The organism is Streptomyces sp. AC512_CC834 (assembly GCF_019049325.1).
Taxonomy (GTDB): Bacteria; Actinomycetota; Actinomycetes; order Streptomycetales; family Streptomycetaceae; genus Streptomyces.
This window is the reverse complement of sequence record NZ_JAGMUO010000097.1, coordinates 466,975-489,460: the sequence shown is the minus strand read 5'-3', so window position 1 is coordinate 489,460 and position 22,486 is coordinate 466,975. Positions and strand designations below refer to the sequence as shown.

Annotated in this window: 19 protein-coding genes; 7 read left to right on the top strand and 12 right to left on the bottom strand. The window is 73.0% G+C overall.

All coding sequences use genetic code 11. From position 1 onward, the window contains the following. Positions 1-62: 62 nt before the first annotated feature. Together KUM40_RS29750 and KUM40_RS29745 are read left to right on the top strand one after the other, a co-directional pair. Positions 63-677: a LysE/ArgO family amino acid transporter gene (locus tag KUM40_RS29750; protein WP_217169287.1), complete on the top strand. Its 615-nt coding sequence runs from the start codon at positions 63-65 to the stop codon at positions 675-677. Between the two features lie 97 nt (positions 678-774). Beyond that, complete coding sequence (locus tag KUM40_RS29745; protein WP_217169286.1) at positions 775-2,088, top strand: MFS transporter; 1,314 nt, start codon at positions 775-777, stop codon at positions 2,086-2,088. Between the two features lie 15 nt (positions 2,089-2,103). Here the strand turns inward: KUM40_RS29745 and KUM40_RS29740 are convergent, their stop codons facing one another. Beyond that, complete coding sequence (locus KUM40_RS29740) at positions 2,104-2,559, bottom strand: cyclic nucleotide-binding domain-containing protein (RefSeq protein WP_217169285.1); 456 nt, start codon at positions 2,557-2,559, stop codon at positions 2,104-2,106. A gap of 332 nt (positions 2,560-2,891) precedes the next feature. After that, entirely contained in the window at positions 2,892-3,107 is a 216-nt protein-coding gene (locus tag KUM40_RS29735; RefSeq protein WP_217169284.1) for a hypothetical protein, read from the bottom strand. Positions 3,108-3,264: 157 nt separating this feature from the next. Here KUM40_RS29735 and KUM40_RS29730 point away from each other — a divergent pair, with 157 nt between their 5' ends. The 5 genes from KUM40_RS29730 to KUM40_RS29710 all read left to right on the top strand — a co-directional run bounded on the left by KUM40_RS29730 (position 3,265) and on the right by KUM40_RS29710 (position 6,506). Further along, positions 3,265-3,711, top strand: coding sequence for an ATP-binding protein (locus tag KUM40_RS29730; RefSeq protein WP_217169283.1), 447 nt, complete (start codon positions 3,265-3,267; stop codon positions 3,709-3,711). Between the two features lie 183 nt (positions 3,712-3,894). Next, positions 3,895-4,782: a SigB/SigF/SigG family RNA polymerase sigma factor gene (locus KUM40_RS29725; RefSeq protein ID WP_217169282.1), complete on the top strand. Its 888-nt coding sequence runs from the start codon at positions 3,895-3,897 to the stop codon at positions 4,780-4,782. Positions 4,783-4,826: 44 nt separating this feature from the next. Continuing rightward, the gene (locus KUM40_RS29720) at positions 4,827-5,066 is read left to right on the top strand and encodes a DUF5133 domain-containing protein (protein WP_217169812.1); all 240 of its coding nucleotides are present in this window, start codon (positions 4,827-4,829) and stop codon (positions 5,064-5,066) included. Between the two features lie 137 nt (positions 5,067-5,203). Beyond that, positions 5,204-6,043, top strand: coding sequence for a DUF1206 domain-containing protein (locus KUM40_RS29715; RefSeq protein ID WP_217169281.1), 840 nt, complete (start codon positions 5,204-5,206; stop codon positions 6,041-6,043). 28 nt (positions 6,044-6,071) lie between these two features. Next, positions 6,072-6,506, top strand: a complete 435-nt coding sequence (locus KUM40_RS29710) for a hypothetical protein (protein WP_217169280.1) — start codon at positions 6,072-6,074, stop codon at positions 6,504-6,506. Between the two features lie 43 nt (positions 6,507-6,549). Here KUM40_RS29710 and KUM40_RS29705 read toward each other — a convergent pair whose 3' ends face one another. The 10 genes from KUM40_RS29705 to KUM40_RS29660 form a co-directional block, all read right to left on the bottom strand. Beyond that, entirely contained in the window at positions 6,550-8,796 is a 2,247-nt protein-coding gene (locus tag KUM40_RS29705; protein ID WP_217169279.1) for an FUSC family protein, read from the bottom strand. A 103-nt stretch (positions 8,797-8,899) separates the two neighbouring features. After that, positions 8,900-10,276: an NAD(P)/FAD-dependent oxidoreductase gene (locus KUM40_RS29700; RefSeq protein WP_217169278.1), complete on the bottom strand. Its 1,377-nt coding sequence runs from the start codon at positions 10,274-10,276 to the stop codon at positions 8,900-8,902. A gap of 243 nt (positions 10,277-10,519) precedes the next feature. Further along, positions 10,520-12,253, bottom strand: coding sequence for a PP2C family protein-serine/threonine phosphatase (locus KUM40_RS29695; RefSeq protein WP_217169277.1), 1,734 nt, complete (start codon positions 12,251-12,253; stop codon positions 10,520-10,522). Next, complete coding sequence (locus tag KUM40_RS29690; protein ID WP_217169276.1) at positions 12,250-13,314, bottom strand: ATP-binding SpoIIE family protein phosphatase; 1,065 nt, start codon at positions 13,312-13,314, stop codon at positions 12,250-12,252. Before KUM40_RS29690 ends, KUM40_RS29695 begins: the two co-directional genes overlap by 4 nt. Continuing rightward, a complete protein-coding gene (locus KUM40_RS29685) occupies positions 13,314-13,754 on the bottom strand; it encodes an anti-sigma regulatory factor (protein ID WP_217169275.1) in 441 nt (146 codons plus the stop codon). Before KUM40_RS29685 ends, KUM40_RS29690 begins: the two co-directional genes overlap by 1 nt. Then, positions 13,754-14,188: an STAS domain-containing protein gene (locus KUM40_RS29680; RefSeq protein ID WP_217169274.1), complete on the bottom strand. Its 435-nt coding sequence runs from the start codon at positions 14,186-14,188 to the stop codon at positions 13,754-13,756. The genes KUM40_RS29685 and KUM40_RS29680 overlap by 1 nt, the downstream gene beginning before the upstream one ends. Further along, a complete protein-coding gene (locus tag KUM40_RS29675) occupies positions 14,185-15,081 on the bottom strand; it encodes an STAS domain-containing protein (RefSeq protein ID WP_217169273.1) in 897 nt (298 codons plus the stop codon). Before KUM40_RS29675 ends, KUM40_RS29680 begins: the two co-directional genes overlap by 4 nt. Before the next feature lie 182 nt (positions 15,082-15,263). Beyond that, positions 15,264-15,656 carry an STAS domain-containing protein gene (locus KUM40_RS29670; RefSeq protein ID WP_217169272.1) on the bottom strand — a complete coding sequence of 131 codons (393 nt, stop codon included), beginning with the start codon at positions 15,654-15,656 and terminating at the stop codon, positions 15,264-15,266. Positions 15,657-15,786: 130 nt separating this feature from the next. Next, positions 15,787-18,246: a SpoIIE family protein phosphatase gene (locus KUM40_RS29665; RefSeq protein WP_217169271.1), complete on the bottom strand. Its 2,460-nt coding sequence runs from the start codon at positions 18,244-18,246 to the stop codon at positions 15,787-15,789. Further along, on the bottom strand, positions 18,243-22,232 hold the full coding sequence (locus KUM40_RS29660) for a HAMP domain-containing protein (RefSeq protein ID WP_217169270.1): 3,990 nt from the start codon (positions 22,230-22,232) through the stop codon (positions 18,243-18,245). The genes KUM40_RS29665 and KUM40_RS29660 overlap by 4 nt, the downstream gene beginning before the upstream one ends. Between the last annotated feature and the right edge of the window lie 254 nt (positions 22,233-22,486).

The following is a 22,486-nucleotide window of genomic DNA, read 5'->3' as shown; positions in this document are numbered from 1 at the left end:
GCTAAGGATACGTAAGAATCTTTAGCTGTACGTCCTGTGATCGCCCGCTTAGCGTCAAGGGCATGACCAACGCCCTCACGGCAGCGGCCGCCGGCTTCGGCACCGGCCTCTCGCTCATCGTCGCCATCGGCGCCCAGAACGCCTTCGTCCTGCGCCAGGGCATCCGCCGCGACGCGGTCCTCGCCGTGGTCGGCATCTGTGCCCTGTCCGACGCCCTGCTCATCGCCCTGGGTGTCGGCGGGGTGGGCGCCGTGGTGGTGGCCTGGCCGGGCGCGCTGACCGCCGTCGGCTGGCTCGGCGGCGCTTTCCTGCTCTGCTACGGCGCGGTGGCGGCCCGGCGCGTGTTCCGGCCGTCCGGGGCGCTGCGGGCGGAGGGGGACGCCGCGGGCTCGCGCCGCCGGGCCGTCCTCACCTGCCTGGCGCTGACCTGGCTCAACCCGCACGTCTACCTCGACACCGTGTTCCTGCTGGGCTCGGTCGCCGCCGACCGGGGGCCGCTGCGCTGGACCTTCGGCCTCGGTGCCGCGACCGCCAGCCTGTGCTGGTTCGCCGCGCTCGGCTTCGGCGCCCGCCACCTCGGCCGCTTCCTGGCCCGGCCCGCGGCCTGGCGCGTCCTCGACGGCCTGGTGGCCGCCACCATGATCGTCCTCGGCGTCACGCTGGTCGCCGGGGCCTGACGGCCGCCCCACCCGGCCACGCGGCTGCCGGGCAGTCGAACCCGTCTGCGACAGTGATCCCCGCAGCCGAAAGATGTACCGAGCATGTAGGGAGCGCGTGGACACGAGCGAGAGCAGTGGCGAGAGCGGCACCGAACCCGCGGCGAAGGCCCCGGTCCCGGACGGGGCGGCCCCGCAGCGGGGGTGGCGCCGCTGGGCCATGGACACCCGTCCCCTGCGCCGCCCCGCCTACCGCAGGCTGTGGTCCTCGACCATCGTCACGGCCGTCGGCAGCCAGCTCACCGCGGTCGCCGTGCCCAAGCAGATCTACGACATCACCGGCTCCTCGGCGTGGGTCGGCGCCGCGAGCCTCGCGGGTCTGCTGCCGCTGATCGTGTTCGCGCTGTGGGGCGGCGCGGTGGCCGACACCATGGACCGCCGCAAGCTGCTGCTGATCACCAACACCGGCATCGCCGTGACCTCGCTGCTGTTCTGGATACAGGCGGTCACCGGCATGGAGTCGGTGGCCGCCCTGATGCTGCTGCTCGCCCTGCAACAGGCCTTCTGGGGCCTCAACGCCCCGGCCCGCAACGCCTCCATCGCCCGCCTGGTGCCCGAGCACGAGCTGCCCGCCGCCAACGCGCTCGGCTCGACCGTCATGCAGACCGGGCAGGTGGTCGGCCCGCTGCTCGCCGGTGCGCTCATCCCGGTGATCGGACTGCCCGAGCTGTACCTGATCGACGCCCTCGCCCTGTGCGTCACCGTGTGGGCGGTCTACCTGCTCCCCGCCCTGCCTCCGCTCGCGGGCGCGGCGGTGCGGCGCGCGGGGGTGCGCGAGGTCGTGGCCGGCTTCCGCTACATCGCCGGGCACAAGGTGCTGCTGCTGTCCTTCCTGGCCGACATCGTCGCCATGGTCTTCGGCATGCCCCGCGCCCTGTTCCCGCAGCTCGCCGCCGAGACGTACGCCCCTTACGGCGAGGGTCTCGCCCTCGGCCTGCTGTTCGCGGCGATCCCCATCGGCGCGGTGGCCGGCGGTCTGTTGTCCGGCACCTTCTCGCGGGCACGCCGGCACGGCTGGATGGTGATCGGCGCCGTCGTCGTCTGGGGCGCCGCCATCACCGGCTTCGGACTGAGCGGAAGCCTGTGGCTCGCGGTGGTGTTCCTGGCCGTGGCCGGCGTCGCGGACATGGTCTCCATGGTGTTCCGCGGGGCGATCCTGCTGTCCGCCGCCACCGACGAGATGCGTGGGCGCATGCAGGGGGTGTTCACCGTCGTCGTCGCGGGCGGTCCGCGGCTGGCCGACGTCCTGCACGGCGGTGCGGGCTCCGCGCTCGGCGCGCGGGAGGCGGTGGCCGGCGGCGGGCTGCTCGTCGTCGCGGTGATGCTGGCCCTGGCGGTCGCGATGCCGGCGCTGCGGCGCTACCGCGTCTGACAGGGCCGCACCGGCTCACAGGGAGCCGCGTCCGTGCAGCGCGTAGTGCTCCATGAGCCGGCCCCTGGTGGTCTCCAGCCGGTGCGCGAGGATCTCGGCGACCGACCGCACCAGGACGATGCCCAGCGGCGGGTCCTCCTCGCACAGTTCGAGCACCGAGGACGCGTCGAACTCGTAGGCGCGCACCGGACTGAAGGCCTCGGCGCCGAAGTCCCACTCGTAGGGCGGGAACAGCCAGGACCAGCCGAGCAGGTCGCCCCCGCCGAGACTGGCGACCGTGACCCGTTGCACGGCCGTCACCTGCTGGGTCAGGGAGACCGCGCCGGAGCGGACGACCCAGAAGCGGTCGGCCCGCTCGCCCGCCTCGAAGATCCGGTCGTCCTCCGGGAAGGAGACCTCCCGGGCGAGTGCCATCAGCCGCTCCCGCTGGGGCAGGGGGAGGGCGGTCAGGAGTTTGATCGCTTTGGTCATGGCACGGGGCTCCTCGCCGGCGATTCGGTTCCGGGGCTTTCCCTATGCCCATTTCAGTCGCTGTCGGCGCCCTGAGCACCTCGGCGGACGGCGGATCCCGTACGGATTCCGTGCCGGAACCGGGGACGCCGGCGCGAGGGCGGGCCCCAGGGCATGGGAAAGCCCTGGCCGGACGGGGGAGGCCGGCCAGGGCCGCAAGCGGTGACCGCGGAGGACGATTCCGGTCAACTCCGTAGCCACGTATGGATGAACGCTAAACCATCTCTGGGTGTTCCGCGAAGCCGGAACCGGGCCACGTGACCCGTTTCACCCACCGCCGGGTCCGCTCCCCCTCACCCCGGGTTCCGGCCCGGGGTCAGCACCTCGTCGAGGACCCGCAGGACGGCCTCGTACGCCACCGTCCGTACGGCGGCCTCCCGCGAGCCCTCCGGGTCGGTCGCCCGCAGCTCCTCGCTCCGCGCCCGCCAGCTCCGCCGCTCCTCCAGCGCGCAGGCCCTCGCGCGGTGCATGCGACGCAGCAGTTCGTCCGAGTCCACAACATCCGTCATGCACTCCGCGTACCCCCGCAACGCGCCCGGAAGGCCTGTGGCCCGCACGGAGGACCGGAGGTTTGCCGATACGGGGAGAGGTCAGCCGAAAGTGACGAGGCCGTACGGCGCGCACACGGCCGTTCCGGACTCGTCCCATCGACCAGGGAGCTGACGGATGTGTGAGAGGGACACGACCGAACCCGTCGTCGACCAGGGTGGCACCGACCCGAACCGCCGGTACCGGCCGTACCGGCCCGCCGACGCGCGCAGTGCGGTCGAACGCGCCGTCACCGCATGCCGCGGCGGCGACGGCCACGCGTCGTGCGACGCGGGCGCCCTGTCGGACGCCGTGCTCGTCGCCTCGGAGCTGACCACCAACGCGATCGTGCACGGCGGCGGCATCACCGACTTCCGGATCGACGTCGTGGGACCCGGCCTGCGCCTGTCGGTGTGCGACCGCAGCCACGACCTCCCGGTGGCGGTGCCGCCCACCGACGACCGGGGCCACCGGCGCCCGGGCGGACGGGGCTGGCCGATCGTCTGCCGGCTGGCCCGCGAGGTACGGGTGGCAGATCTTCCCTCGGGAGGCAAGTGCATCACCGTGGTCGTTCCGCTGTTCTGAGTACTTTTCGAAAAGCGGAGTTTGTTCCACCGGGACAGGGGCAGTCGCAGATTCGTGCTTCGGACCGGAGGCGCAGCAGCGGGAGCGGTACGGCTGCTTCGGCACTCCGGCGTCTCCGGGGGTCGCCCGGACAGCGCCGTTCCCGCGGAAGTCCCTGAAACCACCGTTCAGGAGCGAGTCCGCATGCTCATCGAAACGCCCACCATCCGTCCAGACAGCCCCGAGGCCACCGAGTCCGCCAACGTCTCCACCAACGCTTCCGCCGCTCCCGCCCGCCGCCGTCACGACGACGCCCCCGACACCATGGCCCTCTTCGGAAAGCTGGCGGGGCTGGCGGACGGGCCCGAACGCGAGGCCGTCCGCGACGAACTCGTCACGGCCTGGCTGCCCATGGCCCACCGGATCGCCGGACGCTTCCGCGACCGCGGGGAATCCATCGAGGACCTCCGCCAGGTCGCCGCGCTCGGCCTGGTCAAGGCCATCGACCGCTTCGACCCGGAGCGCGGAGCCTTCGAGAGCTACGCGGTCCCCACCATCACCGGCGAGGTCAAGCGCCACTTCCGCGACCGGATGTGGGCCCTCAGGGTGCCCCGCCGGGTCCAGGAACTGCGCAACAAGGTACGCGTCGCGCGGCGCGAACTCGCCCAGAGCCCCGGCAGCCCCGAACCCTCGGTGGCCGCCCTCGCCGCCCACACCGGACTGACCGAGGACGAGGTCGGCGCCGGCATGGAGGCGCTGGAGAGCTTCAGCACCCTGTCGCTGGACGCCGAGCTGTCGGCCGGCGACGACGGCTACAGCCTCGCGGACACCCTCGGCGCGGCGGACACCTCGTACGACACCGTGATCGACCGCGAGTCCGCCAAGGAGGGCCTGCGCAGGCTGCCCGAACGCGAGCGCGCCATCCTCTACATGCGCTTCTTCGAGGACATGACGCAGAGCCGCATAGCCGACCACCTGGGCATCTCGCAGATGCACGTCTCGCGGCTCATCACCCGTAGCTGCGCCCGCGTGCGCGACGAGGCGACGGGACAGCGCGCCGCCCGCCCCGGCCCCCCGGTGCGGACCCGATGAGCCGGACGGACCGGGGACCGGCGGCCGGGGGAGGGACGGGACGGATACTGATGCCCCACCCCGCGGTGCTGCGCGGGCTTCTGGACGCGTACGAGGCCGCCGCGCGCGACGAACCCGCCGACCCGGCGGGCGAACCGGGCCCGCGGACCCGGGACCTGGCGTACACGCTGTGCGTGTCGACCGGCACACGGGACGTGCGACGGGCCCTGGAGAGCGCCCGGCGCCGGCTCACGGACGTGCCGGTGGCCGTCCCCGGCGGCGCGCACGCGGGGGTGGCGGACTGACGCGGGGGACGGACAGGGGCGCGACGACACGAGGGCCCGTACGCCGCCAGGCGGCGTACGGGCCCACGTACGTCCACGGCCGCCGGGGTGTGCGCGCAGGATGCCGGGGCATCCGGAGTCCGGGAGGGGAGGTCCACATGAATGCACGTGTTCTGGCACGTACCGGCCGCACCAGCGCCCGGAGGGCCGCGAACGGGACGGCGGCCGAGGGGGCCGCCCGGGCCGGACTGACGGCCCGTGGCGTCATCTACCTGCTGGTCGGCATCCTGGCCCTGCAGATCGCCTTCGGCACCGGAAACCGGCAGGCGGACCGGGGCGGCGCCCTGGCCGAGCTGGCCGACAAACCGTTCGGTGCGGTGCTGCTGTGGGCGCTCGGCGCCGGGCTCGTCGGCATGGCCCTGTGGCGGCTCTCCGAGGCGCTCTTCGGCGCCACGGGCAAGGACGGCCGCACGGCGAGGAAGCGGCTGCCGGCCGCCGCCCGCTGTGTGTTCTACGCGTTCGTCGCCTACTCCGTACTGGCCTTCGCGGCCGGCTCCGGGGGCAGCGGCAGCGGGTCCAGCGACCAGCAGTCCCGGGACGTCACGGCCAGGGTGATGGAGATGCCCGCCGGCCGGTGGCTCGTGGGCGTCGCCGGCGCCGCGATCGTCGTCGCCGGAGTCGTGATCGGCGTGCAGGCGCTGCGCCGCGGCTATCGCAAGAAGATGAACCTCGGCGGGCTGAGCCACCGGGCCCGGCGGCTGGTCGACGTCACCGGCGTCGGCGGCGGGACGGCCCGCGGCATCGTGTTCGCCATGGTGGGCGCCTTCGCCGTACGGGCCGCCGTCGACTACGAGCCCGACCGGGCCAAGGGACTGGACGACACCCTCCGCTCCTTCGCCGACACCCCTCTCGGCCCCTGGCTGCTGGGGTGTGTCGCCGCGGGCCTGGTGCTTTTCGGGATCTTCTCCTTCACCCTCGCCCGATGGCGGCGCGTCTGAGCCGCGCCGCACGGGGAACACGGGGCGAATGAACGAACACGAGATTCCTCCGCCGGACGGACGTCCCGTGGACGTCTACCTCGACCTCCTGCGCGTGCGCATGGCGAACGACGACTACCAGCTCCTGCTCAGCGTGGTGGAGCCGGTCCTCCAGGCGATCGACGAGCACCAGATGCCGACCATCGACTTCTCCCTGGACGGCGACAACGCCGAGGCACTGCCCCAGGAGATCAGGGACGAGGCCGCCCTGGTCATCGCCACCGCCGTCACCGGCCGCCTCGACAACGAGGTCGTCGAGATCAGCACCGACGAGACCGGCCCGGTCCGGGTCGTCACCGACGCGGCCACCGCCTCCGACCCCGAACGCCTCGGCGAGATAGCCGACTACCTCAAGGAACGCCACCAGCAGAACGAGGAACTGCGCGGGATAGCCGAGGCGAGCGGTCTGCCCAGCGACTTCTGACCGTCACCGCCTCGGCGACACCGTCACTACCTCGGCGACACCGTCACCGCCGCGGCACCTTGACGGGCACGCCCAGCGGCCGGGCGAGGCCGACCACCGCCTCGTCCAGCCGCTCCAGGTGCCGCAGCACCCGGCCGGTGATACGGCCGTACCGCGGCACCCCGGCGGCGTCCGGCTCCAGCAGCGAGGCGATGCTCGGCCCGGTCTCCACTTCGGTCCCGGCGTCGTCGTCGGCGACGCGGGCGGCGATCGCCTCGATGTTGCGCACCGTGCGCCGCACCGCCCCGCGCAGCCGCGGGTCGGCCGCGATCGAGGGATGGGTGGGCAGCAGCTCGGCCGTCGCGGCCAGGGACCGCGCGTGATAGGCGCAGGTCTCCAGCAGCGCCACCACGTACCGGGCCGTGTCGCGCCGGGCCCGCAGCGGTGTGATCGGATGGGTCAGCGGCTGGGTGGCCGCCCGGAAGTCGCCCAGCGCCTGGTCCAGGTCCCGCGCGGTGTCCAGCAGGTCCGCCGCCGGCCCGCCGCTGAGCTGGTCGACGGCGCCCTCCGTCACATCGGTGAGCCGTTCCAGCACCGTGCCGAGCAGGTCGTTCGTACGCCGGTCCGTGCGTATCGGCAGTACCAGGGCCGCCGCCGCGATCCCGCAGGCCGCGCCGAGCGCCGTCTCCTCCACCCGCAGCAGCAGCACCGACAGGCTGTAGGTGTGCAGCAGCGTGTACAGCAGCCCGAGCATCGCGGTGACGAAGAACGACATCAGCGTGTAGGACAGCGGTGCCGTGTAGAACATCGCGAAGATGAGCACCAGCACAAGACCGAACGCGGTCCAGGTGTGGTTCCCCACCAGACCGGCCAGCACGATGCCCGCCACCACACCCAGCACGGTGCCGAGCAGGCGGCGGTAGCCCTTGACCAGGATCTCGCCCGTGGAAGCGGTGTTGAGGAAGACGATCCAGCAGGTGAGCACCGCCCAGTACCAGCGCTGCGAGGACAGGAACTCGCCGCCGACGATGGCCAGCGAGGATCCCACCGCCACCTGCACCGCCGCACGCGTGGTCGGCCGCCGCAGCCCGGTCGGCTCCTCCTCCGGCGTGGTCTCCTCGCCCGCGTCGATCGCCGCGTCCTCGGCGTCCAGCTCCTCCCGGGAGCGGGTGGTCGCGGGCGCGTCGTCCGACTCGTCCTGCGGCCCGTCCAGTGCGATCCGCAGACCCATCACGGCGCGCGCCGTCTCACCGATGCCGCGGAACACGTCCTGGACCGCGGGAGTCGCCTCGGGCAGGTTCTCCTCGTCGCGGTAGCCGAGCAGCCGGTTGCGCAGATGGGACAGCGCCGTGCCGCGCGCCTCCCCGGGCGGCCGCACCCCCAGGGCGCGCAGCGCCGCCAGATCGCGGCGCAGGGTCTCCGTGGCCTCGCCCGGCGCCGGTGAGCTGCCCACCGAGGGGGCGGGCGCCCCCGGCAGATGCAGGGTGAGGGTGTCCGCCCGCTCGGCACTGCGCGCGGTCAGCAGCAGCAGGCCGAGACGCTCGGTGGCGATCTCGGCGTCCGCGATGCGTCGCTGCACCAGTCGCGCCGTGGGTTCGTCGGGCGTGCCCTCCTCCAGCCGGGACTGGATCAGCAGGGCCGTCTCGTGCAGGCGCGCGGTGCCCTCGCGCAGATGCTCCAGCGTCTTGTCGATGTCGTCGGGACCGGCGTCCAGCAACTCGATCTGCGTCGCGATCAACTGGGCCAGCCGGGCCCGGAAGGCCTGCCGCAGCCGGCCCAGGATCCGCGCGGGCGTCGCCGGGACCACCGCGAAGCGCACCACCGCGCTGGACGCGAACGCCACGGCGACGGCGGCCCACAGCCCCGGCAGCCCCGACACCTTCCCGCCGACGAACAGCGACACGAAGTAGACCTGGAAGCCGATCAGCCCCAGTGCCGTGCCCCGGTCGCCGAACCGGCGGACGAAGACGGCACCGAAGATCAGGACGACGAAGAACGCGTCACCGATGACGACCCGCGAGGCGAGCAGCGTGCTCAGCGAGACCGAGGCCAGGGCGACGGGCAGGGCAAGGGCCAGGGTGACGGCCTGCGGGCGCGGCTCCTTCTCCCGGATGGCGAAGGTCGCGACCATCGCCGTCATGGCGCCCGCCACCAGATGCTTGACGTCCTGGCCGAACGCGGCGAGCACGCCCAGCGTCAGCGCGATCGCGCCCACCGTCCGCAGCCCCGCCGTCAGCCGCAACAGCCCGGGGTCGGACGCGGCGACGCGGTCCCGCAGCCGTGTCCGCGCCGAGCGCCCCGCTGCCTTCACGCCGCCGTACACTCTCCCGATTCACAGCCGATGCCCGGCCGGTTCACGCCGAGATCCACTTCTCAGCATGTCATGCCCCCGGCCACAGCCGGCTGCGGGGTGGTCACAGCTCCGCCCGGTCCGCCTCCTGGACCTGCTCCCGCACCTGCTCCGGTGTCAGATAGGCGTCGGTGTACTCGAAGTCCTTCAGCTTGGCCGCCTTGCGGGCCTGGAAGCCGGTACGCACGAAATCGTCGCCCGCCACCGCGTTGAGCGCCCAGTTGGCCGCCACCCGGGCCTTGGCCACGCCCGTGCGCAGCGCCGACCAGTGGTAGCCGCGGGCCACCGCCTGCGCGGGCAGGCCCTTCAGTTCGACGCCGAGCGGCTTGGAGACCGCGTCGGCGCCGCCGAGGTCGACGACGAGACCCAGGTCCTTGTGGACGTACGGCCGCATCGGCTGGTTGCGCAGCGCGGCGATGAGGTTCTCGGCGACGTGCCGGCCCTGCCGCATGGCGTGCTGGGCGGTGGGCGGGCAGACGGCGCCCTCCTGGCCCTTGGCGAGGTCGGGCACGGCCGCCGAGTCGCCGAGCGCGAACACGCCGTCGTGGTCCGGCAGGCGCATCTCGGCGGTCACCGCGAGCCGCCCCTTGACGGTCTCGGCGCCGAGCGTGGCCATCAGCGGGCTCGCCACCACCCCCGCGGTCCAGATCAGCGTGCGGGTCGGCACCACCCGGCCGTCCGTGAAGGTGACCTCCTCGGGTGCGGCCTTGTCGATGGAGACACCCAGGGAGATCTCGATGCCGCGCCGCGTCAGGATCTCCTGGGCGTCCCGCCCGAGCTTGTCGCCCAGCTCGGGCATCAGCTTCGGGGCGATGTCGATCAGGTGCCACTTGATCAGCGCCGGGTCGAGCCGGGTGTAGCGCTTGACGGCCGCGTGCGTCAGCCGCTGCAGACAGGCCGCGGTCTCGGTGCCCGCGTAGCCGCCGCCGACCACCACGAACTGCAGCCGGGAGGCGCGCTCCACGGGGTCCTGGCTCGCGTCGGCCAGATCGAGCTGGGAGATGACGTGGTCGCGGATGTACGCGGCCTCCGCCAGGGTCTTCATGCCGAACGCGTTGTCCGTGAGCCCCGGAATGTCGAAGGTGCGGGTGATGCTGCCGGGCGCCAGCACGATGTAGTCGTACGGCTCGTTGACGATCCGGTCGGTGATGGTGCGCACCACGCAGACCTTCGCCTTGAGGTCCACCCCGATGGCGCCGCCCGGGATGATCCGGGTCCGGTAACGGCTGCTGCGGCGCAGGGAGAGCGCGATCGACTGGGGTGTCAGCACCCCGGAGGCGACGTGCGGCAGCAGCGGCAGATAGAGCTGATATGAGAACGGCGTCACCAGGGTGACGTCGGCCTCGTGGGGGGAGAGCTTCCGCTCCAGCCGACGGACGCACTCCACGCCGGCGAAGCCTGCGCCGACCACCAGGATCCTGGGTCGTGTCACGGTGTTCATCCCTTTCTGCGGCTCCAGGCGGTCTGCCGCGAACGCCATTCGCCTGCCCCTGGATCGCTGCTTCGCACCTCGTCGATCCCACCGCGCCCACGCCGGTTTTGCCGGCCGGGCGCGGCAGGCAGGCGACACATACGATCACCACCATGCCCCGCCCGGGCCCGGAGCGCACCGGGCGGGGGTGAACCGGGTGGAACTTTCCTGTGGGGGCCCGTGGAGGCCAGTGGGGGGAGGGGTGCCGGGGTGTCAGCCCGGACCGCGCAGGTGGCACAGCAGCAGGCACACGTCGTCGTCCCGTTCGGAGTCGCTGAGCATCGGCCGCAGGATTCCGTCCGCGGAGCCCTCCAGGTCCGTCTCCAGCTCCGCCGGGCCGAAGGAGCCGAGCGCCTCGGCCAGCCGCGCGATGCCCGGGTCTATGCCCCGGGCGCGGCGCTCCACCAGGCCGTCCGTGTACAGCGCCAGCGTGGAGCCCGGCGCCAGGCGCACCGTGTGGTCGGCGATCTGCTGCCGCAGCGGGATGCCCAGCATCGCGCCGGGTTTGGCGTCCAGGGTCCGCACCCGTCCGTCCGGGGTACGCAGCACCGGCGGCGGATGCCCGGCGGCCGCCCACGTCATGATCGGGTCGTCGGGGTGGAAACGCGCGATGACGGCGGTGGCGAACAGGTCGGGCTGCAGGTGGTGCAGGAAGGTGTGCAGCCGGGTCAGGAGCTGCCCGGGGCTGCCGCCGTCGACGGCGTACGCGCGCAGGGCGGTGCGTAGCTGGCTCATCATCACGGCCGCGCGCAGCCCGTGCCCGGTGACGTCCCCGACCACGGCGATGACGCTGCTGTCGGGCTGACGGAACGCGTCGTACCAGTCGCCGCCGATGTTCAGCCCATGGGTGGCGGGCAGATAGCGCGCGGCCAGCGCGAGACCGGGCGGCGCGGGCAGCTCCGTCAGCAGGGCCCGCTGGAGTGTCTCCGCGATGTCGCGGTTGTGCTGGTAGCGCTGGGCGTGGTCGATCGCGATGCTGGCCCGCCGGGTCAGCTCGACCAGCATGACGGCGTCGTCCGGGTCCCAGCGCTCCCCGGGCGGCGACAGGGTCACCACACCCAGCGGCGCCTGCCGCGTCGGCAGCGGGATGCACAGCAGCGGCCGCCGCGGGTCCAGTGCCGAGGGCGGCTGGTCGTCGACACCGGGCAGCCCGCCGGGCTGTGCGGCGGCGTACTGCGGCCGCCCGGTGCGGGCGGCGACCACCGCGGCGGCCGTGTGGGCGGGGCCCGTCCGGTCGCCGTCCGGGTCGAACAGCCAGACGTCCACGCTCGCCGCGTACTCGGGCACCAGCAGCCCCGGCAGCCTGCGCACGATCTCGTGATGGTCGAGCGAGGCCGTCAGCACCGCGCTCGCGTCCGCCAGGAACGTCAGCCTGCGGCGGGCGTTCTCCGCCTCCGTACGCGCCTTGCGTTCGGCGGCGAACGCCTCGCGCTGGGCGCGTCCGGCGGCGTCCAGCTCGGCGTGCAGCGCGACGACGCCCTGGTTCGTCTGCTGGAGTTCCTCCCGGTGGAAGTCGACCAGGCCCTCCTGCTCGGTGAGCCTGTCCAGCACCAGCGCCGTGTCCTCGTCGGCGCCCAGCAGGGCCTGCGCCAGCCCCGCCGGGTCGTCTCCCGCGACGTCGGCGCCGATGTCCGGCGCCGCCTCGGGGCAGGGGACGGTGACCCGCCAGGGCGGCTGACCGGCCCCGGCGGCGTCGCGCGACGGCGTCACCACCGCGTGCAGCACGCTCTGCCCGGCGCCCGGCGTGGCGCGGGAGACCGTGCCGGTCTCCAGGGTGAGCCGCCAGGTGCCGCCCTTGGCCAGACACAGCCGCAACTGCGCGCCGAGCGAGGCGGCCAGCCGCGTGCGCTCAAGGGGCGGCACACCGCACGCCGCGGCCAGCCGCGCGGTGGCCATGCGGGCCCGCGCCGCGTCGGTGACGTCGTTGATCTGCCAGCTACGGGTCATGGACGGTCCGGCGGGGTCGGGGCCAGCACGGCGACCGCGGTGTCGTCCCGTACGGGCCTGGCCGGGCTGCTGGCGTCGCGGATGGTGACGGCGGCGGTCACCGCCGGGTCGGTCGCTGTGCGGCACGTCTCGGCCGTCGGCGACCAGCGGCTCGGCAGACCGTCGCTGTGCAGGACCAGCACCCGGTCGTCCGCCCAGGCGGTCTTCTCCTCGCGCAGGGTGGAGGGCCGGTGGGTGCCGACGATGCCGGGCCGCGACACCAGATGCCGCCAGATGCCGCCCTCGTACAGCCGCGCCCCGATGTTGCCGACGCCGGTGAACCTGAGCACCGCGGCACGCGTGTCGACCTGCGCCACCGCGACGGCCGCGCCGCGGGTGCCGGTCAACGCCCCGTCGAGACGCCGCACCACCTCGGCCGGCCCCAGGCCGGCGGAGGTGCGCAGCGCCTCCGCGGCGGCGGTCGAGGCACGGGCCGCCTCCGGGCCATGGCCGAGACCGTCGGCCAGCATCAGCGTGACGAGGTCCCCGTCCCGGACCCAGGCCCAGGCGTCGCCCGAGTACTCCGCACCGCCGAACGGGACGTTCACCGCGCCCGCCCGCAACCGGGCCGCCGGACCGGAGTCGGTGGTGGTCGCGCCTGGCACGGGGCCGACCCGGGCGACCACCACCGTGCCCCGGCCGGGGACGCTGTGCAGGTCGAAGTCGTCGGCGAGGCGCTCACAGGTGCCGAGACCGGCGCCCAGGGAGCGCGTGGTGGTGAAACCGTCGTGCAGCGCGGCGGACACGTCGGCGATCCCGGGACCGTGGTCGACGGTGGCGACCTGCACGAGCAGGGCCCGCTCCCGGCCGGCCGCGAGGACGGGCGGGGCGACCACGTCGATCAGGACCCGGCCGCCCCCGGCGTGCTTGAGCAGGTTGGTGGCCAGCTCGGTCGCCACCAGTGCCGCCGTCGAGGTGCGCTGCTCGTCGAGACCGGCCAGGGCCGCCGCGTGCTCCGCGGCCACCCTGGCGTCGCGCACCCGGGTCGAGTCGTGCAGCGGGACGTCCCACACGCGTGGCATCAGGACTCCTCACGCGGGCGCGGCAGACGGCCCACCCAGGACGTCACCCGCACGGTCGTCCCCGCGCCCGGGGCGCTCTCGATCGCGAACTCGTGCACCAGACGCCGTGCGCCGCCCAGCCCCATGCCCAGTCCGTCGCCGGACGTGAACCCGTCGCTCAGCGCCTGTTCCAGGTCCGGGATACCGGGCCCCTCGTCGCTGAAGGTCAGCCGCAGCCCGTGCGTGGTCCCCTCGACGAGCGGCTCCGTCTCCATGGTGCCGCCACCGCCGTACACGAGCGTGTTGCGGGCCAGCTCACTGGCCGCGGTGACCAGCTTGGTCTGGTCCACAAGGCCGAAGCCGAGCTGGGCGGCGGCCTGCCGCACATGCTGTCGCACCCACACCAGATCCAGGTCCGAACGGACCGGCAGGCGGGCCTGGGAGCCCGCGGCAGTGTGCATCACTGATTCTCCTGGCGCAGGCCGCCGAAGCGGGACGACGGAGCCTGCTGCCTGAGGAGCTCCATGGCCACCTCGGTGCTGAGCGCGGTGTGCACGCCCGGCAGCGTCAGGCCCAGCTCCACCAGCGTGATGGCGACCGCAGGCCGCATACCGACCAGCACCGTCCGCGCGGCCAGCAGGCCGGTCTGTCCGGCGATCTCCGCCAGCACCCGGCCGAGGAAGGAGTCGACGATCTCCACCCCGGAGATGTCGATGATCACGCCGGTGGCGCCGCTGCGCACGATGGTCTCGGCGAGGTCCTCCTGGAGCTGCTGCGCCGTACTGTCGTGCAGGTCCCCCTGAAGAGTGACCAGCAGGACCTCGCCGAGCCGGAGCACCGGTACATGCCCTGCCACCCCGGCAGCCCCGTGGGGCCCGGGAAACGCCTGGCTCACCGCGCGACCGGACCGTTCGTACCGGGAGTCACGATGCCGACCCCGAGCTGGTGCAGCACGTAGCCCAGCGCGTCGGCGAGGCTCGCCCGGGTGACCACCGTGCCCAGGTCCAGACCGAGGTGGACCATGGTCTGCGCGATCGCCGGCCGGATACCGGAGACGATGCACTCCGCGCCCATGAGCCGGGCCGCCGCGACCGTCTTCATCAGGTGCTGGGCGACCAGCGAGTCGACGGTCGGCACACCGGTGATGTCCAGGATCGCGTAGCGGGCCTGCTGCTCCACGATGGATTCCAGCAGGGTCTCCATCACCACCTGGCTGCGCGCGCTGTCCAGGGTGCCGATCAGCGGGACGGCCACGATGCCGTCCCACAGCTTGATGACCGGGGTGGCCACCTCGAGCAACTGCAGCCGCTGACGGTCGATGAGCGCCTGCCCCTCGCTGAGCGCCGTCTGCATGACCACGACCCGCAGCGTGCCCAGCAGCACGCTCAGCGTGGTGACACAGGCCCGGGTGTGCTCGGCCGGGGCGTCCGGCAGGTCGGCCAGCAGCAGGTTCTCGACGGGCGGGCGCAGCGCGGCCAGCTCGCTCGACACCTGCGCGGTGCTCAGACCCGCACGCGAACGGGCCGTGCCCATCCGTGCCAACTGCTCGCGCACCGTCGTGAATCCCGCGGCGTCCGGGTCCTCCACCCGTGCCGCGTCCGCGACTTGGGCCAGCGCGTCCACGACGGCCTTCCCCGCCTCGACCGCCTCGTCGCGCGAAACGGTGAACACGGCCCGGAACAAGGGCTCGTCCGCCCACCGCTGGGCGATCTGCTCACGCCGGCGCCGCAGAAAGTCCCTGACCTCGTTCGTCGGCGATCCCGCTGTTCCCTCCGCCTGTTCCGGCACCTGTCCCACTCCTCATCCGCGTTGCGCCGCACGTCACCCCACATGGGACCCCGCATGGGACCCACATGGGGCGACGTGCCGGCGACGTGACTCTGCCGGGCGACAACTGTATCCACCTGCCGACCTCGCACGGCACCTGCTTCCGCACGAGGGCTCCGGACGAGCCGCGGGGCCGCGGAGTCTCAGGCGTCGGGCACCCGCGGGCCCCGTGGCTCGGCGTCGACGCGGGCGAGGGCCTTCTCGACGCTCTCCGAGACCGGCACCGTGATGCTCACCCCCGTCAGATCCAGGACGCGCAGCACCGCCGGGGCCGGCGAGATGATGTGCACACTGCCCGGCAGGTCCCGCACCTCCTGGTAGATCCGCAGGATGATGTTCATGCCCGACGAGTCCATGAACGGCACCTTGGACAGGTCCAGCAGGAAGTGCCGTCGGCCGTGGTGGAGCTGGTTGGCCAGATGGTGCTGGAACTCGGTCGCCGTGTCGACGTCCAGGTATCCCTCCACCGTGAGCAGCGCGACCTCCTCCCGCTCCAGCGTCACCTCGACGGACAGCGGGTTCTGGGCCATGGGCACGTGTACCTCCAACGAACGCGGCGGCGCGGCGGGCCGTGTGTGGCCCACCGCGCCGGGCGGATACCCCCGAATCGCCCACTCATACCCGCCGGCCGGACCCTGCTCGCGGGCCCTGCTCCCGGGCCCTGCGTCACCCGACCCGGATGCCCACCAGACACGTGTCGTCGTCCGTGTCCGACCTGCTGTAGGTGAGCAGCCGGTCCAGATGCTGGTCCAGGGTGTTCGGCGTCGGGCGGACGGTGCTCAGCAACTGGGCCAGCGACTCCTCCACCGGCCGGTCGCGGCGCTCGATCAGGCCGTCGGTGTACATCAGCAGCGTGTCCCCGGCTGCGAGCTGCACCTCGGCCTCCTCGTACGTGACCTCCGCCACCGCCCCCAGCAGCATGCCCCTGACCAGCGGCAGCGGGCCCGCCTCCGGGTCCCGGACCAGCACCGGCGGCAGATGGCCCGCCCTGGCCCAGCGCAGCGTGCGCCGGGCCGGGTCGTACAGGCCGCACACCGCCGTGGCGGTGATCCCGCCGGTCAGATGGTGCGCCACGATGTTGAGCCACGACAGCAACTGTCCCGGCCCGGCGCCGGTCACCGCCAGGCCGCGCAGCGCGTTGCGCAGGACCACCATGCTGGTCGCGGCCTCTATCCCGTGCCCGGCCACGTCGCCCACGCACAGCAGCACCAGCCCGTTCGGCAGCATCACGGCGTCGTACCAGTCGCCGCCCACGAGCTGTTCCGTCTCCGCGGGCCGGTACCGGACGGCCACCTGGAGGTCCGGCACCTTGAGCGGAGTCTGCTCGGGCGGCATGATCGCGTGCTGCAACTGCAACGTCAGCCGGTTGCGTTCGATGGCCTGCTGCTCGCTGTGGGCCAGTTGGTCACGCGTCGCGGCGAGCGCCACCTCGGTCCAGTGCTGGGCCGAGATGTCCTGACAGGCGCCCCGTACGACGAGCAGGCGGTCGTCGGTGTCCAGGACCGGCTCGGCCACCACCCGGACGTGCCGGGTCACCCCGTCGGGCCGCCGCAGCCGGAACGCCGCCGACGCCGGCCGCCGGTGGTGCAGCAGCGTGCGCAGGAACCGTCCGATGGTGACGGCGTCGTCCGGATGGGCGTGGGCGGCCAGCTCCTCCAGCGGCACCGGTGTGCTCGTGTGCGGGCGCCCGTACAGGTCGAAAAGCTGCCCGTTCCAGGTGATCTCGCCGGTCAGCAGGTTCTCCTCGAAACCGCCGATGCGGCCGAGCCGCTGGGCGTGCTGGAGGAGGCTGGCCAGCCGGGCCGTCTCGTCCTCTATGCGCCAGATGAGCAGTACGGCGTTGCCGTGCCGGCTGACGCTGATGTCCGCGACCGCCGACAGCGGCACCTGGTCCACCAGCGCGGTCAGGTTCATGTGCCGGGCCCGGAACGGCTCGCCCGTGGCGTACACCCGCTCCACGTATCGGAACAGCTCGCTGTCCCCGGCGGCCATCGGGTACGCCTCGAGGAGCAGCGCACCCCCCACGACGGCACGAGGACGGCCGGCGGGGTCGAGGAAGCGTCGGTTCACGTGCTGGATGCGGAAGTCCGCCAGGTGTCCCGCGGCGTCCAGGTGCGGCACCAGGACCAGGGCGGGGTCGTGCAGCCCGTCGGCCAGGTCCATCAACTCCACCGCGTCCGGGATGACCCGCGGCTCCTGCCCGGGGCCGTGCGGCGGCGTGTACGACTCCAGCGTGTGCGCGCACAGCTCGGCCAGCGCCTCGACCTGACGGACCACCTGGGGCGGCTGCGGGGGCAGCGGCCCCGGCCAGGCGATCTCCAGTACGCCGTGGATGCGCCCTCCGGTGCCGGCGGGCACGGCGACCCTGCCGCCGTCCGGGTACTGGTGCCGGCCCACGCTGGGCAGCCCCGTCCTCGCCAGGGACGTGATCCACTGCCCCGCCCGCTCGGTCAGCCCGCGCCGGGCCACCGTCGCCACGTCCGGCGGCACGTAACGCCAGCGGGTCGCGTCCGCCGGGGGGAACCCGGCGCTGCCCGCCAGGGTGAGCGAACCGTCGTACCCGGCCGCCCAGATGGCCACCGCGACCGCGCCGAGCGGGCGCAGCGCCTGTTCGAGCAGCGCGTCGGCGACGGCCTGGGTGTCGTCCGCGGCCAGTGCGCCGCTCTCGGCCGCCCGCAGACGTACGGCGGCCGAATCGGTCACCGCCTCCCCGGCTCCCGCGCCGTCCGTGCCGTGCGTGCCGTCCGCGCCGTCAGTGCCGTCCGCGGGGGCTGCCACCCGCACGGCGGCGGTGGCCGTGAGGAACGCCTCCGTCACCTCCGACATCCGGTCCCGGGCCGCCTGGTTGATGACGTCGACGGCGAACTCCAGCGGCGACACCTGGGACTGCTCGGCCAGCTCGGCGAGCTGCCGGGCGGCCTGCGCGGGACCGCAGCCGAGCCGGGCGACCAGGATGCCCTTGGCCAGCTCGATCAGCGCCCGGCCCTCGGCCTCCGCCTGCGCGGCCCGCACCTCGCGGCTCAGCCGGTCCACCGTGGCCGCCAGCCTGCCCACGGGCGACAGCGGAGTCATGTCGCGCAGGTCGCCGGCCGGTTCGCCGGGCTGTTCGGACCTGTGGGCGCTCATGCGGGCAGCCATCGTCGGACGCAGGCGATGAGGTCCTGGGTGTCGACGGGTTTGGTGACGTAGTCGCTGGCGCCCGAGGCGAGGCTCTTCTCCCGGTCCCCGGGCATCGCCTTCGCCGTGACCGCGATGATCGGCAGCTCGGCGTACCGGGGCATCCGGCGGATCTCGGCCGTCGCCGTGTAGCCGTCCATCTCCGGCATCATCACGTCCATCAGGATCAGCGCGACGTCCGGGTGGTCCACGAGCGCCTCGATGCCCCGACGGCCGTTCTCCGCGTGCAGGACCCGGAAACCGTGCAGCTCCAGGATCCCGCTGAGCGCGAAGAGGTTGCGCGCGTCGTCGTCGACGACGAGGACCGTCCGTCCGGTGGGCGGGACCTGTCCGCCGCCCGGGGCCGGGCGCGCCGGCTCCTCCGGCCGGACCAGGGACAGCACGTCCCCGGGTTCCTCAGCGGACAGGTGCAGGGCGATGCGCTCCCGCAGCTCGTCGAGGCTCGACAGGAACTCCAGCGCCCCGCCCGCCGCGCCGGAGCGCAGGTTCTCCTCCAGGGCGGCGTCCGCGCGATGACCGCTGTGCACGAGCACCGGCACACTCGCCGGCGCAGAGTCGCCCCGCAGCGCGCGCAGGAAGCGGGGCGCCTCGTCGTCCGGCATGCCCAGCTCCAGGACGACGCAGTGGCAGGGCTCGGCCGCCAGCGCACCGGCGGCCTCCTCGGCGCCCACGGCCGTGATGACGTCGAGCGGCGGCCGGTCGCCCGAGTCGTCCCGCCCGTGGTTCAGGTCCGCGACCACGCTCTCCGCGACGAGGGTCAGCAGACCACGTGGACGCTCCTCCACGACGAGCAGGCGCCTGGGACGCTGCCGGTGGCCGCCGGCCGGCTCGGGCACCGGGACAGGACGGCCGAGGAGGCCGGCGGACGCCTCGGCCGGGGCGTACTCCGCGCCCCGGGCCAGCAGGTCCTCGAAGTCGGGCCGGGTCACGGGCAGGTACAGCGTGAAGGTGCTGCCCCGGTCGGGCGTGCTGTCCACCGTGACGGCGCCGCCGAGCAGTTGGGCGATCTCCCGCGTGATGGACAGGCCGAGACCGGTGCCGCCGTACTTGCGGCTCGTCGTGCCGTCCGCCTGCTGGAAGGCGCCGAAGACCGACTCCAGGTTCTGCTCGGGGATGCCGATGCCCGTGTCCTTCACCCGGAAGGCCACCACGGCACCGCCCCGGACCACGCCCCTGGGCACCTCGTCGTCCGGCGCCGGTTCCACGGCCAGCTCCACGCCGCCCCGCTCGGTGAACTTCACCGCGTTGGACAGCAGGTTGCGCAGCACCTGACGCAGCCGGGAGTCGTCGGTCAGCAGGTCCGCCGGTGCCCCGGCGGCCGTCGTCACGGTGAACTCCAGGCCCTTCTGCGTCGTCATGGGCCTAAAGGTCGCCTCGACGTACTCGATGAGCTGCCGCAGCGTCACGCGCTCGGGAGCGACGTCCATCTTCCCCGCCTCGACCTTGGACAGGTCCAGGATGTCGTTGATGAGCTGGAGCAGGTCGGAGCCCGCGGAGTGGATGATGCCCGCGTACTCGACCTGCTTCGGGGTGAGGTTGCGCGAGGGGTTCTGCGCGAGCAACTGGGCCAGGATGAGCAGGCTGTTGAGCGGGGTGCGCAGCTCGTGGCTCATGTTGGCCAGGAACTCCGACTTGTACTTCGAGGCCAGCGAAAGCTGCTGGGCGCGTGCCTCCAGCTCCTGCCGGGCCTGCTCGATCTGCAGGTTCTTCGCCTCGATGTCCCGGTTCTGCGTCGCGAGCAGGGACGCCTTGTCCCCCAGCTCGGCGTTGGAGTGCTGGAGTTCCTCCTGCTGTGCCTGGAGCTCCGCGGAGCGGGCCTGCAGCTCGCCGGTCAGGCGCTGCGACTCGGCGAGGAGTTCGTCGGTACGGGCGTTGGCCACGATCGTGTTGACGTTCACGCCGATGGTCTCCATCAGCAGTTCCAGGAAGTCCCGGTCGATCTGGCTGAACGCGGCGACCGAGGCGAGTTCGATGACCCCGAGGACCTGGCCCTCGACCACGATGGGCAGCACCACCAGAGCGGCCGGTACCACCTCGCCGAGCCCCGAGGAGATGGTCAGGTAGCCCGGCGGCAGTTCGTCGACCATGATGGTGCGCCGGCTGCGCGCTGCCTGGCCGACCAGGGTGCGGCCGAAGGCGATACGGGTGGTCGCGTTCTGCGGATAGCCGTAGGAGCCGACGAGCCGCAGCTCGGGCCCGTCGTCCCCGTCCTCGGCCAGGTAGAAGGCGCCGTACTGGGCCGACACCAGCGGCACCAGCTCGTCCATGATCAGCTCCGCGACCACCGGCAGGTCCCGGTGGCCCTGCATCAGGCCGGAGATGCGGGCGAGGTTGGTCTTGAGCCAGTCCTGCTCCTGGTTGGCCCGCGTGGTCTCGCGCAGGGACTCCACCATGGAGTTGATGTTGTCCTTGAGGTCGGCGACCTCGCCGGACGCCTCCACGTTGATCGAACGGGTCAGATCACCCTCGGCGACGGCGCTGGTGACCTGGGCGATGGAGCGGACCTGGCGGGTGAGGTTGCCGGCCAGCTCGTTGACGTTCTCCGTGAGCCGCTTCCAGGTGCCGGAGACGCCCTCCACCTCGGCCTGGCCGCCCAGCCGCCCCTCGGTGCCGACCTCGCGGGCCACCCGGGTGACCTCGTCGGCGAAGGCGGACAACTGGTCGACCATCGTGTTGATCGTCGTCTTGAGTTCGAGGATCTCGCCGCGCGCGTCGACGTCGATCTTCTTCGACAGGTCGCCCCGGGCCACCGCGGTCGTCACCAGCGCGATGTTGCGCACCTGGCCGGTGAGGTTGTTGGCCATCGAGTTGACGTTGTCGGTGAGGTCCTTCCACGTGCCCGCGACGTTCGGCACGTTCGCCTGGCCGCCGAGCCTGCCGTCGGTGCCTACCTCGCGGGCGACGCGGGTGACCTCGTCGGCGAACGCCGACAGCGTGTCCACCATCGTGTTGATCACGTCGGCCAGCGCCGCGACCTCGCCCTCGGCGTCGACGGTGATCCGCTGCGACAGGTCGCCGCGGGCCACGGCGGTGGCCACCTGGGCGATGGAGCGGACCTGACCGGTCAGGTTCGACGCCATCACGTTGACGTTGTCCGTGAGGTCCTTCCAGGTGCCCGACACCCCGCGCACCCGGGCCTGCCCGCCCAGGTTCCCGGCCGTGCCGACCTCGCGGGCGACGCGGGTGACCTCGTCGGCGAAGGCGGAGAGCTGGTCGACCATCGTGTTGATGGTGTTCTTCAGTTCCAGGATCTCGCCGCGGGCGTCCACGGTGATCTTCTGGGAGAGGTCCCCCTCGGCCACCGCGGTCGCCACCTGCGCGACGTTGCGGACCTGGCTGGTCAGGTTGCCCGCCATGAAGTTCACCGAATCGGTGAGGTCGCGCCACGTGCCCTTGACGCCCTTGACGTCGGCCTGGCCGCCGAGCCTGCCGTCGGTACCGACCTCGCGGGCGACGCGGGTGACCTCGTCGGCGAAGGCGGAGAGCTGGTCGACCATCGTGTTGATGGTGTTCTTGAGCTCCAGGATCTCGCCGCGGGCGTCCACGTCGATCTTCTGGGAGAGGTCCCCCTCGGCGACCGCCGTCGCCACCTGGGCGATGTCCCGGACCTGGGTGGTCAGGTTGCCCGCCATGGCGTTGACGGAGTCCGTCAGGTCCGCCCAGGTGCCCGAGACCCCCGGCACCCGCGCCTGCCCGCCGAGGGTCCCCTCGGTGCCGACCTCGCGGGACACCCGGGTCACCTCGGAGGTGAACACGGACAACTGGTCCACCATGCCGTTGAAGACCTGGGCGATGTCGCCCATCAGGCCGTCCGCGTCGTCCGGCAGACGGGTGCCGAAGTCGCCGTCCCGCACGGCCGTCAGGCCCGCCAGGAGACGACGCAGCTCCTGATCGCCCGGAACCGCGTCGCCGCTTTTGGCGCTGTCCTTGGTCATGCGCACCCTCGTTCCGCTCCCCGGGAGCCCTCGCGTCGAGGACTCACTACCCCCTCCGGACCGTTCGGGCGGTCCGGCCTCCCGTGTCCGCGTTTGCGCAGTTCACGGATCTGCCCCCGGGAGAGAAATACGTCAGAGGCTAACCCAGGCGGGGGGCGCGCACCAACAGGGTCCGAATGCGGTGGCCCGGGCCGGGTATCTGCTGCTGTGGAGCCGGTCGGGGCCGTTTGCGCCCGCCCGGCCCCACAGTGTCA